Raw genomic sequence first — 15,010 nt, 5'->3', positions numbered from 1 at the left:
GAGCGTTCATCTGAATTGACGAAATATGCGGCTAATTCATTCCTGGCTACTAAAATTACTTTCATGAATGAGGTCGCTAATTTATGCGAGATCGTTGGTGCAGATGTGGATGCCGTACGTAAAGGTATTGGATCTGATGACCGTATAGGAAAGCGTTTCTTATTTCCTGGTATTGGTTATGGAGGAAGCTGCTTCCCTAAAGATGTTCAGGCCCTTGCTAAGGCTGCAGATGAGAACAGTTATGATTTTCAGATTCTGAAAGCTGTAATGGAAGTAAATGAAAGGCAAAAAACCATACTGGTAGATAAGCTTTTGAAATATTATAAAGGTAACTTAAAAGGCAAGCATTTTGCCCTTTGGGGTTTGGCATTTAAACCTGAAACTGATGATATCAGAGAGGCACCAGCATTGTATATTATTGATCAGCTGATCAAACAGGGAGCTACTGTAACTGCGTTTGATCCGGAAGGCATGGAGAATGTGAAGGCTCAGCTTGGAGATAAAATCAGGTATGCAAGCAATCAATATGAAGCATTAAAAGATGCTGATGCATTGCTGATCGCTACAGAGTGGTCGGTATTCAGAAATCCTGATTTTGATAAAATGGAAGAAATCCTGAGTAATAAAGTGATTTTCGATGGTCGTAATTTGTACGATCTTCAGAAAATGATCGATTTGGGTTATTATTATAATAGTGTTGGCCGTAAGCTTATCATCTAATGGAACGTAAAAGAGTATTGATCACCGGCGCAGCGGGGTTTTTAGGGTCACACCTGTGTGATAGGTTTATAAAGGAAAATTATCATGTAATTGGTATGGACAACCTGATTACCGGAGACCTGCAGAATATTGAGCACTTGTTTGGTTTGGAAAACTTTGAATTTGCTCATCATGATGTGTCAAAGTTTGTTTATGTCTCGGGTAAGCTGGATTATATCCTGCACTTTGCCTCACCGGCAAGCCCTATTGATTATCTGAAGATTCCAATCCAGACCTTAAAGGTTGGATCTCTTGGTACACATAATCTATTAGGACTTGCAAAAAGCAAAAACGCGAGAATGCTGATCGCTTCTACTTCTGAAGTGTATGGAGATCCCAGTGTAAACCCTCAGCCCGAAGAATATTGGGGTAATGTAAATCCTGTCGGTCCCCGTGGAGTTTATGACGAAGCCAAGCGCTTTCAGGAAGCTATGACGATGGCCTACCATACTTTTCATGGTGTAGAAACCAGGATTGTACGGATATTTAACACTTACGGACCGCGAATGCGCCTGAATGACGGACGTGTTTTACCTGCATTTATTGGTCAGGCCTTAAGAGGAGAGGACTTAACTGTATTCGGTGATGGTTCGCAAACCAGGTCATTCTGCTATGTAGATGATTTGATTGAAGGTATCTATCGTTTGTTATTGAGCGATTATGCGCAACCGGTGAATATTGGAAATCCTGATGAAATCACCATCAAACAATTTGGAGAGGAAATTATCAAATTGACAGGAACAAGTCAGAAACTCGTATTGAGGGATTTGCCTGTCGATGATCCTAAACAACGCAGGCCGGATATTACGAAGGCGCGGGAAATCCTGGGTTGGGAGCCTAAAGTAAACAGGGCAGATGGCTTGAAAATCACTTATGATTACTTTAGATCATTACCTAAAGAAGCCTTATTTAATAAAGAACACAAAGATTTTACCACATATAATCGTTAAAAAAGAATGCCAAAAATATTAGTAACAGGAGGAACCGGCTTTATTGGTTCACATACGGTAGTTGAATTACACAATGCTGGTTATGAAGTAGTGATTGTAGATGACCTATCTAATTCTAATCCAAAAATACTTCAGCAATTAGAAACCATTATAGGAATAAGACCTGAATTTGTTGAGCTTGACCTTTGTGATGAGGCGAAGGTAAAGGAATTCGTTTCAAAACACAGTGATATAGCTGGAGTGATACATTTTGCAGCTTTTAAAGCTGTAGGAGAGTCAGTGCAAAATCCATTGAAATATTACAGGAATAACTTTTATTCATTGATCAACCTGATTACTGCATTCAACAGTAATGTAAAATTGGTTTTCTCTTCATCATGTACGGTATATGGCCAGCCGGATATTTTGCCTGTAACAGAAGCTGCACCTACCAAAAAAGCAGAATCTCCTTATGGTAATACTAAACAAATTGCAGAAGAAATATTAGAAGAGACCTGTGCAGTAACACCTGATCTGAAAGTAACTTCTTTACGTTATTTTAACCCGGTGGGAGCTCATCATACTGCTTTAATTGGCGAGTTGCCTATAGGCGTACCTCAAAATCTTGTCCCATTCATTACTCAGTCTGCAATAGGAAAACGCGGAGCTATTACAGTGTACGGTGATGATTACGACACTGTGGACGGTAGTGCAATCAGAGATTACATCCATGTTGTTGACTTAGCAAAAGCCCACGTTGCAGCGATTAAGAGGTTGGAGAGCGGTAAAGCGGAATCAAATTATGAAGTGTTTAACCTGGGAACCGGAAAAGGATCTACGGTGCTTCAGATCATTGACGCATTTGAACAATCTACAGGACAGAAGCTGAACTACACCATTGGTGCAAGAAGAGAGGGAGATATAGAAAAAGTTTGGGGAGATGTTTCTAAAGCTGCAAAAGACCTTGGATGGAAAGCTGAACTGGGTATTTCAGAAATGATGCTTTCGGCCTGGAACTGGGAAAAATACTTAAAAGATAATCCATTTTAAGCTATGCTGTTAAGTGAGCATAAGGATCTAAAAATGGAGATCAGATCCCTTCCTGAAAAGGAAAAGGATAAACTTTTGCTCAGATTAATCGCCAAAGATAAAGTACTGACAGAGCACCTTCATTTTAAATTACTTGAAGATGAAGGTGATCTTGTTCAAAGACATCAAAAGTTGCATTCTATCATCGACCAAAGTATTCAGGATTTACTGTGGGTCCAAAAGCCAACTTCTAAAGAAGTAATGCTCAGGATGAGAAGATTAAATGGAATGATCAGTCATCATTTTAAAGTTACAAAAGATGTGCTGACAGAAATAGAACTCCGAATTCATCTATTGAATAACCTGCCCATCGTATTTAAAGAAGGTGTCTTTTCTCCGATGCATAAATTTAATGAGAAGCTGAATGTCTACTTTGTGAAATCAGCTATGTCTGTTTTGGGCAAATACATGAAACTGCATGAAGATATTCAGTTTGATCTAAAAGAAAGCCTCAATGAGGTGCTAACTAAAATATATACCAATAAAACATCTGCTGTAGCCGAAGAGCTGGGCTTGCCTAAAGAATTATAGTTATGAAGAAAATATTAATCACTGGAGGTGCTGGTTTTATCGGTTCGCACGTTGTGAGGAGGTTTGTGAACAATTATACTGATTGTCAGATTGTAAACCTTGATAAGCTTACCTATGCGGGGAATCTGGCCAACCTGACGGATATTGAGGACAAGCCAAACTACCGCTTTGTTAAAACAGATATCACAGATTCAGGAGCTATCAACCTGCTTTTCCAAAAAGAGAACTTCGATGCAGTGATCCATCTGGCAGCAGAGTCGCATGTAGACAGGTCAATTATTGACCCGAGTGCTTTTGTGATGACCAATGTGATTGGTACAGTGAACCTGCTGAATGCGGCCAGGGAATTCTGGAAGGGGGATTATGAAAAGAAAAGATTCTATCATGTATCTACCGATGAGGTCTACGGGGCTCTTGGTGAAACGGGAATGTTTATTGAAAGCACTGCTTACGACCCACATAGTCCATATTCTGCGTCCAAAGCTTCCTCAGATCATTTTGTAAGAGCGTATCACGATACTTACGGGCTTGATATCGTGATTTCAAACTGTTCTAATAATTATGGCGCTAATCATTTTCCTGAGAAACTGATTCCACTGGCGATCAACAACATTAAAAACAACCAGCCTGTCCCGGTTTATGGTAAAGGTGAGAATGTAAGGGACTGGCTATGGGTAGAAGATCATGCCAGAGCAATCGATGTGATCTTCCACCAGGCTAAAAGTGGACAGACCTACAATATCGGTGGGCATAATGAATGGAAGAATATTGACCTGATTCATTTGCTTTGCAACATCATGGATAAGAAACTGGGCAGGGAACAGGGTGAATCTGCTAAGCTGATTACTTTTGTGACTGACAGGGCAGGTCATGATCTGCGCTATGCGATCGATTCAACAAAACTGCAACAGGAGCTGGACTGGGTGCCAAGTTTACAGTTTGAAGAGGGACTTGAAAAGACGGTTGACTGGTACCTTGAAAATGAGGAGTGGCTGAGTAATGTGACTTCAGGAAACTACCAGGCTTATTACGAGAATCAATACCAGGGAAGATAAAGAAGGGGGAAGTTTAAGTTTCCCCTTTTTCTATTCATATCTTAATGCTTCCACAGGATCTAGTTTCGAGGCTTTTTTTGCGGGGTAATAGCCAGAGGTAATTCCAACCAGCACACATAAGCCAAATCCTCCGGAGATCCAGTTCCATGGAATAATAAATGAGCCACCCATGGCGAGTGAAATAAGGTTGCCCAGAGCTATTCCAAGGAAAATTCCGAAAGCTCCCCCCATCAAGCAAATGATTACTGCTTCTATCAGGAATTGTTTCCTGATGACAGCGGGATTGGCACCAATTGCCTTCCTGATACCAATTTCACGTGTTCTCTCGGTTACAGATACCAGCATGATATTCATTAGCCCGATGGATGCGCCGATTAGTGTAATACCACCAATGGCGATGCCCCCCATGACTATATACTTTAGGTTTTCAAACAACGTTTGTGCCATGGCATCACTCTTTGTGATCTCAAAATTATTTGGCTCAGTGATTTTTACCTTACGGATGCTCCGGAATTCTGCGGTTGCCTCACCGATGATATTGTCCATCTGGTCATTATTTGGAACCATAACGGTAATGGTATAAGATGGGTTGCCATTTGAATTGATTAGCTTGGCTTTTAATAAAGGGATGAAAACAGCCCTGTCGCCACTAAACCCCATGCTCTGTCCTTTTGAAGCCAGTACACCTATCACTTTTAAACGGCTGTTGCCAACGTTGATGATCTTGTCCAGCGGAGATTCTTTTTTGAAGAGTTTATCTTTGATCTCGCTTCCTATGATGCAAATGTTATTGGCCGACTGAATTTCAGAAGGACTAAAATTTCTACCAAGGACCAGGTCAAGTCCCTGAGATTTGAGACCGTTTTCATCTATACCCTGGATACCAATGTTGGGGTTTGTTTTTTCCCCGGAATACTTGGCCGTAGCCCCGCCACTGGCAAAAACACTGATTGCTACAGATGCAGGCGTATTTAGTCTCTCCTTAAAGGCAATTGCATCTTCATATTTAACGGATCTAAAAGGCTTAGGCCTTTTTCCCCCGCCGCCAACACGGATGCCCATACCCCTGTTTCTAATCGTAAAGGAATTGGCCCCCATACTAGAGAATGTCTCGGTCATGCTCTTCTTAACCGCATCAAGGCTGGTCAGAATACCTACTAATGCAGACAAGCCAATTGCGATGATCAATGCGGTAAGCATGGTACGTAGACGATTGCTTTTTATGGATTGCAGCGCAAGTTTTACATTTTCGGTATAGGTCATTATAGAGAAAAATAAGTCTTAATAGGATAAAAGTAAAAAGTCCCGTTGTTAAGACAACGAGACCTGCTATAATGTTACAAAAAACTGGTGTTAAACTGAAAAGCTTGTCCCGCAACCACAAGTGCTGGCTGCATTTGGATTGCTAAAAGTAAAGCCCCTGGAATTAAGTCCATCCTGCCAGTCTACCTGCATACCCAAAAGGTACATCTGGTGCGCTTTGTGCATGAAAACTTTAATGCCATTTATAATAAACTCCTGGTCACCTTCTTTCTTTTGGTCAAATCCAAGCACATAGTTCATGCCTGAACAGCCACCGCCTTCAACTCCTACACGCAATCCAAAGTCGTCAGAAATTTCCTGCTGGTCTTTTAATTTGAAAAGCTCTTTAAGTGCCCCTTCTGTAAAGGTTACGGGTGCAAATGCGGTATCAACTGTATTACTCATGGTCTTTAAAATTAGGAATTTACCCCGATTTATACCTCGTTTAGGGTAAATAATCGTTTTGTGGGGTAAATATAAATAAATTGTACATTTTTGCTTGGACTAACACTTAATTATTACTGTTTATAAACAAACTGAATGAATATAGAAGGCTTTTTAACAGCAGTAGCTGTGTCTGCAACCGGGGGCATCATTGCCATCTTAGCCGGGTTTTATCTTTTTAAAAATGAAATCAGGGGAATGTTAAGGCCAGCGCCAGGTCAAACACCCGTTGCTGCTGCGGCAGATCACAAAGAAGAGCGCTTGCAAATGCTGCCCCTTAGGCTGCAGGCGCATGAAAGGCTAATTCTTTTTATAGAGCGGATCAATCCTGCTAATCTTTTTGTCAGGCTACATCAGCAGGGAATTCCCTTGCCGGCATTACAGTCTTTAGTGCTGAATGAGATCAGGTCGGAATTTCAGCATAATGTAGCCCAGCAATTGTACGTAAGCCCCACTATATGGGCCGTTATTTGCAAATTAAAGGATGATACACTGGCTATGGTGAGCAATGCAGCAAAATCATTACCGGAAGGAGCAGAGGGAGTAGACCTCAGTAAGAAAGTACTGCAGCACATGGCTGAGATCTCAGATAATCCCTACGATCTAACGCAGGGACTGATAAAAAAGGACATTCAGCAATTATTTTAGTCATGAGCGAAAAGAAGATTACAACTACCTCGGGTATAGAGATCAAGGAGATTTATACCAGCGCCAAGCCATTGACAGAAACTCCAGGTGAATTTCCTTTTACAAGAGGTATACAAAAAGACATGTACCGTGGCAGGTTGTGGACCATGAGGCAGTATGCCGGATTTTCGACTGCCGAAGAATCCAATAAAAGATATCACTACCTTCTGAATCAGGGGACCATGGGGCTTTCGGTGGCTTTTGATTTGCCTACTCAGATTGGATACGACTCTGATCACGAAATGTCTGAAGGAGAAGTAGGTAAGGTTGGGGTAGCTATTGATTCATTAAAAGATATTGAAATACTTTTTGATGGGATAGAACTGCAGAAGATTACTACATCCATGACGATCAATGCGACGGCATCTATTCTGCTCGCTATGTATATCGCTCTGGCAAAAAAACAGGGAGCGGATATCAAACAGATTTCAGGAACCATTCAGAATGATATATTAAAAGAGTATGCGGCGAGGGGAACTTATATCTACCCACCAAAGCCCTCTATGCGTATCATCACAGATATTTTTGAATACTGCAGTAAAGAGGTGCCTAAATGGAATACCATCTCTATTTCCGGCTATCACATTAGAGAGGCGGGGTCAACAGCCGTACAGGAACTGGCTTTTACACTGGCTAATGGTAAAGCCTATTTAAATGCAGCGCTGGAGAAAGGATTAGACATCAACGTATTTGCCAAACGTCTTTCCTTCTTTTTCAACTGTCATAACAATTTCTTTGAAGAGATTGCCAAATTCAGGGCTGCCAGAAGAATGTGGGCCAAAATCACAAAGGACTTGGGCGCTACCGATCAGAAAGCACAAATGCTGCGGTTTCATACCCAGACCGGAGGCTCAACACTTACCGCACAGCAGCCCTTAAATAATGTAATCCGTGTGACCAATCAAGCTATGGCTGCAGTATTGGGAGGTACACAGTCTCTGCATACAAACGGTTATGACGAAGCGCTGTCATTGCCAACAGAAGCGGCTGCTAAAATTGCCTTACGTACTCAGCAGGTGATTGCTTTTGAAAGCGGAGTTACCGATACAGTGGATCCGCTTGCGGGTTCTTATTTTGTAGAGACGCTAACCGACGAAATTGAAGCAGCGGCACAGTTGTATATAGATAAGATAGATGGGATGGGAGGGTCGGTAAATGCAATTGAAAACGGCTACATCCAAAATGAGATTGCCAATGCTTCCTATCAGTACCAGGTAGAGGTAGAACAAGCCAGCAGGATCATCGTTGGTGTTAACAAGTTTACACAGCAACAAGAGGGCATCAATGAGGTGTTCACCATAGATGAATCCATACGTACCATACAAACCGATAAGCTGAACAGGTTAAAGGCTGATAGAGATGGAGTTGCGGTCGAAAAAGCACTGGTGGAACTGAAACTTGCGGCAGGGGGAACAGCCAACTTAATGCCCTTTATTCTAGCTGCAGTGGAGGTTTATGCTACTTTGGGTGAGATAGCAGATACACTTCGTAGTGTTTTTGGAGAATATTAAAAAGGATGTTAATAAATAGTTATCAACACAAAAAATTCAGGTTAACAGGGGTATGCTACTGCTGTCTAAGCACTTACCAAATAAATGAAAATTAAGTTTTTTTTGTTGATAATTTTTTGAATATTCGATCTCTCGAAACAGCAGTTTTTTTATGCTCGTATCGTCACTGTAAACCAACAAATTATAGAATAACAATGGAAAAAACTTGTACCGAAGTATGGAAAAACTGTCTCCAAATCATAAAAGATAACATTCCGACCCAGAGTTTCAAAACTTGGTTCGAACCGATATCTGCTCTTAAATTGGAAGGCAAAGTTTTAACCATCCAGGTGCCTAGTTTATTCTTTTATGAGTGGTTGGAAGAACATTATGTTGGATTGCTCCGAAAGACTGTAAAGAAGCAGCTCGGCGATGAAGGCCGACTGGAGTACAATATCGTTGTAGACAAGTCTTCAAACACAGGTAATCCATATACTACAAACATGCCAAGTAATGGCAATGGCGCAGAGGCAAAGAACCAGTCAATGCCAATTCCGGTTTCTATTAATAAAGACATTAAGAATCCATTTATCATTCCTGGATTAAAAAAGCTTAATGTTGATCCGCAGTTAAATTCCAATTATACATTTGACAATTACATTGAGGGAGATTGCAACCGTCTGGCTCGTTCTGCAGGTTATGCTGTAGCTGCCAAACCGGGAGGTACTTCATTCAATCCGCTGATGATTTATGGTGGTGTAGGTTTGGGTAAAACCCACCTGGCCCAGGCGATAGGTAATGAGATCAAAAGGAATATGCCGGATAAGCTAGTGATCTATGTTTCCTGTGAAAAATTCTGTCAGCAGTTTGTAGACTCATTGAAGAATAATACAATTAACGATTTCGTTAATTTCTACCAGGCAATGGATGTAATCATCATGGATGATGTGCATAATTTTGCCGGCAAAGAAAAAACACAGGATATATTCTTCCACATCTTTAACCACCTGCACCAATCAGGTAAACAAGTGATCTTGTCTTCTGATAAAGCGCCAAAGGATCTTGCAGGTTTGGAAGAAAGATTATTGAGTAGATTCAAATGGGGCCTTTCAGCTGACCTTCAGATCCCTGACCTGGAAACAAGAATTGCGATCCTCAGAAAGAAGATGTATGCTGACGGTATTGAATTGCCTGCGGAGGTAGTCGAATATGTGGCACATAATATAGATAACAATGTTCGTGAATTGGAAGGGGCGATGGTTTCGTTGCTTGCGCAGTCTACTTTAAATAAAAAGGACATTGATCTTGCTTTGGCAAAACAAATGCTGAAGAACTTCATCAAAAATACTTCTAAGGAAATATCAATGGAGTACATTCAAAAACTGGTATGTGAGTATTTTGAAGTGCCTGTTGACATGGTTAAATCACAGACACGCAAACGCGAAATCGTACAGGCACGTCAGATTTCTATGTACCTTTCAAAAAGTCATACCAAATCATCTCTAAAAACAATTGGTGCTTTCTTTGGTGGAAGAGACCACTCTACTGTGATCTATGCATGCCAGACCGTGGAAGATCTGATCGATACCGATAAGAAATTTAAAGGTTACGTGCACGATATTCAAAAGAAATTAAAGATGAGCTAGTTTATAGCTAGTTTAGTATATAAAGAGAAGAGGCCTGCAGGTAATACCTGCAGGCCTCTTCTCTTTATATTATTACTTCAGTGCTTCCAGTTTCAGCAGCCCATAAAATAGTGCAGCAGAATGCAGCGCCTGATCAATCTTGTTGTCTATAAGCAACTGTTTCACTTCTTGAATACTATATTCCTCAACGTTTAAGATTTCATGCTCATCCAGATGCTGGTCATCTGTTTTAATGCCTCCCTGTAACAAATAAGTATAAGTGACGTTATTTGCTGTCGCGGGATTAGGATAGAGTGTGGCGATGAGTTCAGCGCTTTCAAATGTATAGCCTGTTTCTTCAAGCAATTCTCTTTTGATGGCAGTCTCCGGCAATTCATCCCCGTCGATCACACCGCCTGGTACTTCTAGTGAGATGATATCTCCGCCATGACGGTACTGACGAACCAGAATGACTTTACGATCCTGAGTCAATGCAATGGCGTTCACCCAGTTTGGATACTCCAATACATAATAATCGTCTTTGATCGTCCCGTTTTGTAAATCGCAGGTGTCTACACGCAAAGTTGCCCACTTTTCCCTAACCAGGTATTTTGAGGACAGCCTTTGCCATTTTAGTATTTCCATGTCTGTTTCTTGCAATAATTAAATTACCAGCTTCCGCTGCTTCCTCCGCCACCAAAACTACCGCCACCAAAGCCGCCGAATCCTCCTCCGCTGCCTCCGCCTCCCCAGCCGCCTCCGCCGCCACCAGAGCCCCGGCCACCGCCAAGTAACATGCTCCAGAATAGTGCATCAGCAACTCCACGACTGCCAATAACCTGGCCTCCGCCACCGCCGCCACCTCTTCTGAGTATGACGATGATCACTATCACGATGATAATAATGATGGCAATACTTGAAGTTCCGCCACCCTGGCTTTTACCCTTGGGCTTTTCATTTTTATACTCGCCTTTAGTGTATTTAATAATGGCATCAGTTCCTGAGATCAGTCCGCCAAAATAATCACCGGATTTGAAATAAGGCTTAATATCATTTTCAATAATGCGCTTTGCATAGATGTCAGGGAGTACTCCTTCCAGCCCATATCCTGTCTGAATAGAAATTTTCCTGTCACCCAGTGCAACAACGATCATGATACCATTGTTCTTGCCCGCTTGTCCTACTCCCCAATTTCTACCCAATTGAAGCGTGTATTCGTTGATGTCATAATCGCCAACGGACTTAACAATCGCTATTGCAATCTGAGTGGAGGTTGAGTCGTCAAATGCCACTAGTTTTTGCTCAAGCTGAGCAATTTGATCAGGCGAAAGCGTATTGGTATAATCATTTACAAGCTTGGTAGGTTTCGCTGGAAAATCTTGTGAGAAAGCGGAAAAACACGTAGCAATGAATAATAATAATGTGAGTACTCTCTTCATCATCTATTTGATTTTATCCTGATCCATGAAAATGATATCATTTGGCAGCTCGTTGATGTCGTCATTTTGTGAAGGGAAGTACATGGCAAGCTTTTCACCTGCCAGTACAATACCTGCTATAACTCCCTGAGCCAGATTTCCCGAAGCAAAATGCGCTTTCATGGCCACTTTTGTAGTCTCCCAAAAATCAGGAGGCACTACTTTATTAATGCCGCTATCGCCAATAATTGCAAATTTATGGTCTGCATGCGCTAGATAAATCAATACTCCATTGTGCCTGGATGTTTTATCCATATCCAACTTTGCAAAATAAGATGTAGCTCTCTCAAGCGCGTCACCTTTGCAATATTTATCTATAGCTATTCTGATCTCACCTGAAGTAGCTTTTTCAGCTTCCGCAATCGCGTGCGAGATTTGTTCCTGTTCTTGTTCTGTAAATAGACCCATGATTGGATTAGTTCAATTAGAATTCCACTTTAGGTGCATTCTGAGCACCAGCATCAGCTTTAAATGCCGCTTTCTGGCTGAATCCAAATAGACCTGCTGTAAGATTATTAGGGAATGACCTTACTTTTGTGTTGTAAACCTGTACAGATTCATTAAAATCCTTGCGCGCTACTGTAATTCTGTTCTCTGTGCCTTCTAGCTGAGCAGATAATTCACTGAACTGCTGAGTGGCCTTTAATTCAGGATAGTTTTCTGTCAATACCATCAATTTACCAAGTGCCTGACTAAGCTGGCCTTGTGCTGCCTGGTATTTTTGCATGTTTTCTTCCGTTAATTTATCTGGGTCGATGGTAATCTGACTTGCTTTAGAACGTGCTTCGATCACCTGAGTTAACGTTCCCTGCTCAAATTTCGCAGCCCCTTTAACTGTGCTAACAAGATTCGGGATCAAATCCGAGCGGCGCTGATATTGAGTTTCTACCTGTGCCCATTTAGTTTTTACGTCTTCATCCAGTTTAACCAGATTGTTGTACCCGCAACCACTAACTGCTACAAGTAAAACCAAGATTGCTACTACAGCTAATACTACTTTTTTCATATTGTTCTTATTTGTTGTTTTAATACAAGTGTTAATTTACGCATTAGAACTCAACTTCTGTGCCTTTGTTACAATTCAATATAAAAAGCTGACAAGATTTGGCTAAAAAGGCATAAATAACTCATAAGATGTAAGGAGGCTGACAAATGTTCCATTGCCAGTCATCATTTGGATTTCTCAGACTTTTGTATCTTTGCCTTAATTCAGGATAAAAACCTGACAAGTTTATGCAAAAAGAAATAGAGATTACACTTGCTCCAGAACAAGTTGAACAGGGGCACATCATCAAAAAAAGCCTGTCAACAGCCTTAAAAGTTGACTTGTCCAGAATAACCGACTATAAAATCCTCAAAAGATCCATTGATGCAAGATCCCGAAAAGTAATCTACCGGTTACAGGTTAAGGTCTATATAGATGAAACCATGCCAGCAGATACTTTTGTAGTCAACTATCCAAACGTAAGTAATGCCAAACATGTAATTATAGTTGGAGCTGGTCCGGCAGGATTATTTGCAGCCCTCCAATGTATAGAAAATGGTTTTAAACCCATTGTACTCGAACGCGGAAAGGATGTGAAACAACGTAGACGTGATCTCGCCGCAATAAATAAAGAAGGTATCGTAAATACAGAATCTAACTATTGTTATGGCGAAGGTGGGGCGGGAACCTACTCCGATGGCAAATTATACACCCGTTCGAATAAGCGGGGAGATATCAATAAGGTATTGCAGGTTTTTGTGCAGCATGGGGCGACTGATGATATATTGGTAGATGCAAGACCGCACATCGGTACCAATAAACTGCCGCATATCATTACAGCTATTCGGGAAACCATTGAAAATGCAGGTGGTCAAGTGAGGTTTGATCAAAAGGTGACCGATATATTGGTTGATTTTGGAAAAATAAAAGGAGTAGTGGTAAACGGAGAAGAAAAATTACTTGCCGAGGCAGTTATATTGGCTACAGGGCATTCCGCTCGTGACATTTATGAGCTATTGCACCAAAGAAACATTCTGGTAGAAGCAAAGCCATTTGCGCTGGGTGTCCGGATAGAACATCCTCAGGCAATCATCGATGCCGCTCAGTATCATTGCGACATTAGAAGCGAATTTTTGCCCCCTGCCTATTATAGTCTGGTAGAACAAGTTGGCAGCAGGGGTGTCTTTTCTTTCTGCATGTGCCCTGGAGGTATCATTGCGCCATGCGCAACCCATAAAGAAGAAATTGTGGTGAATGGCTGGTCGCCTTCAAAAAGAAATAATCCTTTTGCCAATTCAGGTACCGTGGTACAGATCACCCTGGATGATGTAAAAGGAGATGACCCCTTAAGGATGATGTATTTTCAGGCAGAAATAGAGAAAACGGCGTTCAGGCTTGGCGGGGGAAATCTTGTGGCACCTGCACAGCGTATGGTAGATTTTGTGGAAGGCCGGTTGTCTGTGGATTTGCCTAAGAATTCTTATTTGCCGGGGACAAAAAGTGTTATGCTGAAAGATACCTTGCCAGATTTTGTGGCTTCGAGCTTGAAGAATGCGCTGCCAGTATTTGGCAGAAAGATGAAAGGTTATTATACCAACGAGGCAATCCTTGTGGGTGTAGAAAGTAGAAGTTCATCTCCGGTGCGTATACCGAGGGATAGAGATACCTATCAGCATCCGCGGGTAAAAGGTTTATTCCCTTGTGCCGAAGGTGCGGGTTATGCGGGTGGAATTGTTTCTGCAGCGATTGACGGGGTGAATTGTGCCAATGCAGTCTTGAAGTTTAGTTAAACAGAATCCCCTTCAGATTGTTGTTTATTGGAAGTAAGATTTATATAAATGAAGAAGACATTAATAATAGGTGCAAGCCCGAATCCAATGAGATATTCCTACAAGGCCGCTCATATGCTAAAGTCCAAAGGCCATACTATAGTTAATGTAGGCATAAAAAGTGGTGAGGTCGCGGGGACAGAGATTGAAAAACCTGATCACATACACGATGACATTCATACCGTAACCTTATATATAGGTCCGCAGTTACAGGATCAATACTATGATTATATATTGGAAACCAAACCAAAACGAGTAGTTTTTAACCCCGGGACAGAGAATGAAGAGCTGGGAAACCTGCTTCGTGAAAATGCGATAGAGCCTGTGGAGGCCTGTACATTGGTATTGTTGTCGACCGGACAATATTAGAATTGATAAGGGTGCTTTGGCCTGTATTTGGTCAAAAGCTCTTGATGTGTGCATGCTGCATGTAAAACCTTTTGATTTTCTGGGATGACATTATGACCTTCCGTTTCTCTCACTAATTTAGATTTTATTATGTTTATGGTCTTGTAGTATAGTAGAGGCTACTCAATAGCCTCTTTGGCTATAGCATCTGCTCACATGGTACATACATTGTACACACTTTATTCACAAAAAGGTACCTGTTTGTGTATTATTTGTGAATGATGTGTGTATAAAGTGTGAAGAAGTTATTTTGATGTGAAGCAGAAACCCTTTAGTCGTCTCGATGGTACCGGGAGATCTCTTGTTTGCGCTATCCAAGATCTCTTGTCGCTGTGTGCTGGCCGGATGACGAGGAGGCTGGGGATAACTGGAAGAGCAGGTGGGTAGCAATTTCGGGTT

17 protein-coding genes are annotated in these 15,010 nt (G+C 41.5%); 10 read left to right on the top strand and 7 right to left on the bottom strand.

What is annotated here, in order from left to right:
- From FA047_RS20230 to rfbB, 5 genes are all read left to right on the top strand, one after another.
- A partial coding sequence (locus FA047_RS20230; protein ID WP_136837918.1) for a UDP-glucose dehydrogenase family protein occupies positions 1 to 720 on the top strand: 720 nt, incomplete at its 5' end.
- Complete coding sequence (locus tag FA047_RS20225) at positions 720 to 1,709, top strand: UDP-glucuronic acid decarboxylase family protein (protein ID WP_136837917.1); 990 nt, start codon at positions 720 to 722, stop codon at positions 1,707 to 1,709. The genes FA047_RS20230 and FA047_RS20225, both read left to right, overlap by 1 nt.
- 6 nt (positions 1,710 to 1,715) lie before the next feature.
- A complete protein-coding gene (gene galE / locus FA047_RS20220; RefSeq protein ID WP_136837915.1) occupies positions 1,716 to 2,738 on the top strand; it encodes a UDP-glucose 4-epimerase GalE in 1,023 nt (340 codons plus the stop codon).
- Positions 2,739 to 2,771: 33 nt separating this feature from the next.
- On the top strand, positions 2,772 to 3,308 hold the full coding sequence (locus FA047_RS20215) for a hypothetical protein (RefSeq protein WP_225872807.1): 537 nt from the start codon (positions 2,772 to 2,774) through the stop codon (positions 3,306 to 3,308).
- A gap of 2 nt (positions 3,309 to 3,310) precedes the next feature.
- Positions 3,311 to 4,363: a dTDP-glucose 4,6-dehydratase gene (rfbB, locus tag FA047_RS20210; protein WP_136837913.1), complete on the top strand. Its 1,053-nt coding sequence runs from the start codon at positions 3,311 to 3,313 to the stop codon at positions 4,361 to 4,363.
- Positions 4,364 to 4,393: 30 nt separating this feature from the next.
- On the opposite strand, the gene FA047_RS20205 is transcribed toward rfbB, so the two are convergent.
- Complete coding sequence (locus tag FA047_RS20205) at positions 4,394 to 5,626, bottom strand: ABC transporter permease (protein ID WP_136837912.1); 1,233 nt, start codon at positions 5,624 to 5,626, stop codon at positions 4,394 to 4,396.
- Between the two features lie 90 nt (positions 5,627 to 5,716).
- A complete protein-coding gene (locus tag FA047_RS20200; protein ID WP_136837911.1) occupies positions 5,717 to 6,070 on the bottom strand; it encodes a HesB/IscA family protein in 354 nt (117 codons plus the stop codon).
- 135 nt (positions 6,071 to 6,205) lie between these two features.
- On the opposite strand from FA047_RS20200, the gene FA047_RS20195 reads away from it, so the two are divergent.
- The 3 genes from FA047_RS20195 to dnaA all read left to right on the top strand — a co-directional run bounded on the left by FA047_RS20195 (position 6,206) and on the right by dnaA (position 9,932).
- Positions 6,206 to 6,757, top strand: coding sequence for a DUF7935 family protein (locus FA047_RS20195; RefSeq protein ID WP_136837910.1), 552 nt, complete (start codon positions 6,206 to 6,208; stop codon positions 6,755 to 6,757).
- A 2-nt stretch (positions 6,758 to 6,759) separates the two neighbouring features.
- Positions 6,760 to 8,307, top strand: coding sequence for an acyl-CoA mutase large subunit family protein (locus tag FA047_RS20190; protein WP_136837909.1), 1,548 nt, complete (start codon positions 6,760 to 6,762; stop codon positions 8,305 to 8,307).
- Between the two features lie 194 nt (positions 8,308 to 8,501).
- Positions 8,502 to 9,932, top strand: a complete 1,431-nt coding sequence (dnaA, locus tag FA047_RS20185) for a chromosomal replication initiator protein DnaA (protein WP_136837908.1) — start codon at positions 8,502 to 8,504, stop codon at positions 9,930 to 9,932.
- 72 nt (positions 9,933 to 10,004) lie between these two features.
- Here dnaA and FA047_RS20180 read toward each other — a convergent pair whose 3' ends face one another.
- The 4 genes from FA047_RS20180 to FA047_RS20165 are packed head-to-tail and all read right to left on the bottom strand — an operon-like array spanning position 10,005 to position 12,395.
- Positions 10,005 to 10,556: an NUDIX hydrolase gene (locus FA047_RS20180; RefSeq protein WP_136837907.1), complete on the bottom strand. Its 552-nt coding sequence runs from the start codon at positions 10,554 to 10,556 to the stop codon at positions 10,005 to 10,007.
- 23 nt (positions 10,557 to 10,579) lie between these two features.
- Positions 10,580 to 11,350: a TPM domain-containing protein gene (locus FA047_RS20175; protein ID WP_136837919.1), complete on the bottom strand. Its 771-nt coding sequence runs from the start codon at positions 11,348 to 11,350 to the stop codon at positions 10,580 to 10,582.
- 3 nt (positions 11,351 to 11,353) lie between these two features.
- The gene (locus FA047_RS20170) at positions 11,354 to 11,797 is read right to left on the bottom strand and encodes a TPM domain-containing protein (RefSeq protein ID WP_136837906.1); all 444 of its coding nucleotides are present in this window, start codon (positions 11,795 to 11,797) and stop codon (positions 11,354 to 11,356) included.
- Positions 11,798 to 11,813: 16 nt separating this feature from the next.
- Positions 11,814 to 12,395 carry a LemA family protein gene (locus FA047_RS20165; protein ID WP_136837905.1) on the bottom strand — a complete coding sequence of 194 codons (582 nt, stop codon included), beginning with the start codon at positions 12,393 to 12,395 and terminating at the stop codon, positions 11,814 to 11,816.
- A 227-nt stretch (positions 12,396 to 12,622) separates the two neighbouring features.
- On the opposite strand from FA047_RS20165, the gene FA047_RS20160 reads away from it, so the two are divergent.
- Both FA047_RS20160 and FA047_RS20155 read left to right on the top strand, forming a co-directional pair.
- On the top strand, positions 12,623 to 14,164 hold the full coding sequence (locus FA047_RS20160; RefSeq protein ID WP_136837904.1) for an NAD(P)/FAD-dependent oxidoreductase: 1,542 nt from the start codon (positions 12,623 to 12,625) through the stop codon (positions 14,162 to 14,164).
- Positions 14,165 to 14,212: 48 nt separating this feature from the next.
- Positions 14,213 to 14,572: a CoA-binding protein gene (locus tag FA047_RS20155; protein WP_136837903.1), complete on the top strand. Its 360-nt coding sequence runs from the start codon at positions 14,213 to 14,215 to the stop codon at positions 14,570 to 14,572.
- A gap of 222 nt (positions 14,573 to 14,794) precedes the next feature.
- Here the strand turns inward: FA047_RS20155 and FA047_RS20715 are convergent.
- Positions 14,795 to 15,010: hypothetical protein (locus FA047_RS20715; protein ID WP_205943363.1), on the bottom strand; the 216-nt coding region annotated here is incomplete at its 5' end.

The organism is Pedobacter frigoris (genome assembly GCF_005116445.1).
GTDB lineage: Bacteria > Bacteroidota > Bacteroidia > Sphingobacteriales > Sphingobacteriaceae > Pedobacter > Pedobacter frigoris.
This window is presented reverse-complemented; position numbering and strand designations above follow the sequence as displayed.

What these genes read in the sequence shown, in the direction of transcription:
- FA047_RS20225 (WP_136837917.1), top strand. Translation starts at nt 720, where the DNA reads ATGGAACGTAAAAGAGTATTGATCACCGGCGCAGCGGGGTTTTTAGGG.
- galE (WP_136837915.1), top strand. Translation starts at nt 1,716, where the DNA reads ATGCCAAAAATATTAGTAACAGGAGGAACCGGCTTTATTGGTTCACAT.
- FA047_RS20215 (WP_225872807.1), top strand. Translation starts at nt 2,772, where the DNA reads ATGGAGATCAGATCCCTTCCTGAAAAGGAAAAGGATAAACTTTTGCTC.
- rfbB (WP_136837913.1), top strand. Translation starts at nt 3,311, where the DNA reads ATGAAGAAAATATTAATCACTGGAGGTGCTGGTTTTATCGGTTCGCAC.
- FA047_RS20205 (WP_136837912.1), bottom strand. Translation starts at nt 5,626, where the DNA reads ATGACCTATACCGAAAATGTAAAACTTGCGCTGCAATCCATAAAAAGC.
- FA047_RS20200 (WP_136837911.1), bottom strand. Translation starts at nt 6,070, where the DNA reads ATGAGTAATACAGTTGATACCGCATTTGCACCCGTAACCTTTACAGAA.
- FA047_RS20195 (WP_136837910.1), top strand. Translation starts at nt 6,206, where the DNA reads ATGAATATAGAAGGCTTTTTAACAGCAGTAGCTGTGTCTGCAACCGGG.
- FA047_RS20190 (WP_136837909.1), top strand. Translation starts at nt 6,760, where the DNA reads ATGAGCGAAAAGAAGATTACAACTACCTCGGGTATAGAGATCAAGGAG.
- dnaA (WP_136837908.1), top strand. Translation starts at nt 8,502, where the DNA reads ATGGAAAAAACTTGTACCGAAGTATGGAAAAACTGTCTCCAAATCATA.
- FA047_RS20180 (WP_136837907.1), bottom strand. Translation starts at nt 10,556, where the DNA reads ATGGAAATACTAAAATGGCAAAGGCTGTCCTCAAAATACCTGGTTAGG.
- FA047_RS20175 (WP_136837919.1), bottom strand. Translation starts at nt 11,350, where the DNA reads ATGAAGAGAGTACTCACATTATTATTATTCATTGCTACGTGTTTTTCC.
- FA047_RS20170 (WP_136837906.1), bottom strand. Translation starts at nt 11,797, where the DNA reads ATGGGTCTATTTACAGAACAAGAACAGGAACAAATCTCGCACGCGATT.
- FA047_RS20165 (WP_136837905.1), bottom strand. Translation starts at nt 12,395, where the DNA reads ATGAAAAAAGTAGTATTAGCTGTAGTAGCAATCTTGGTTTTACTTGTA.
- FA047_RS20160 (WP_136837904.1), top strand. Translation starts at nt 12,623, where the DNA reads ATGCAAAAAGAAATAGAGATTACACTTGCTCCAGAACAAGTTGAACAG.
- FA047_RS20155 (WP_136837903.1), top strand. Translation starts at nt 14,213, where the DNA reads ATGAAGAAGACATTAATAATAGGTGCAAGCCCGAATCCAATGAGATAT.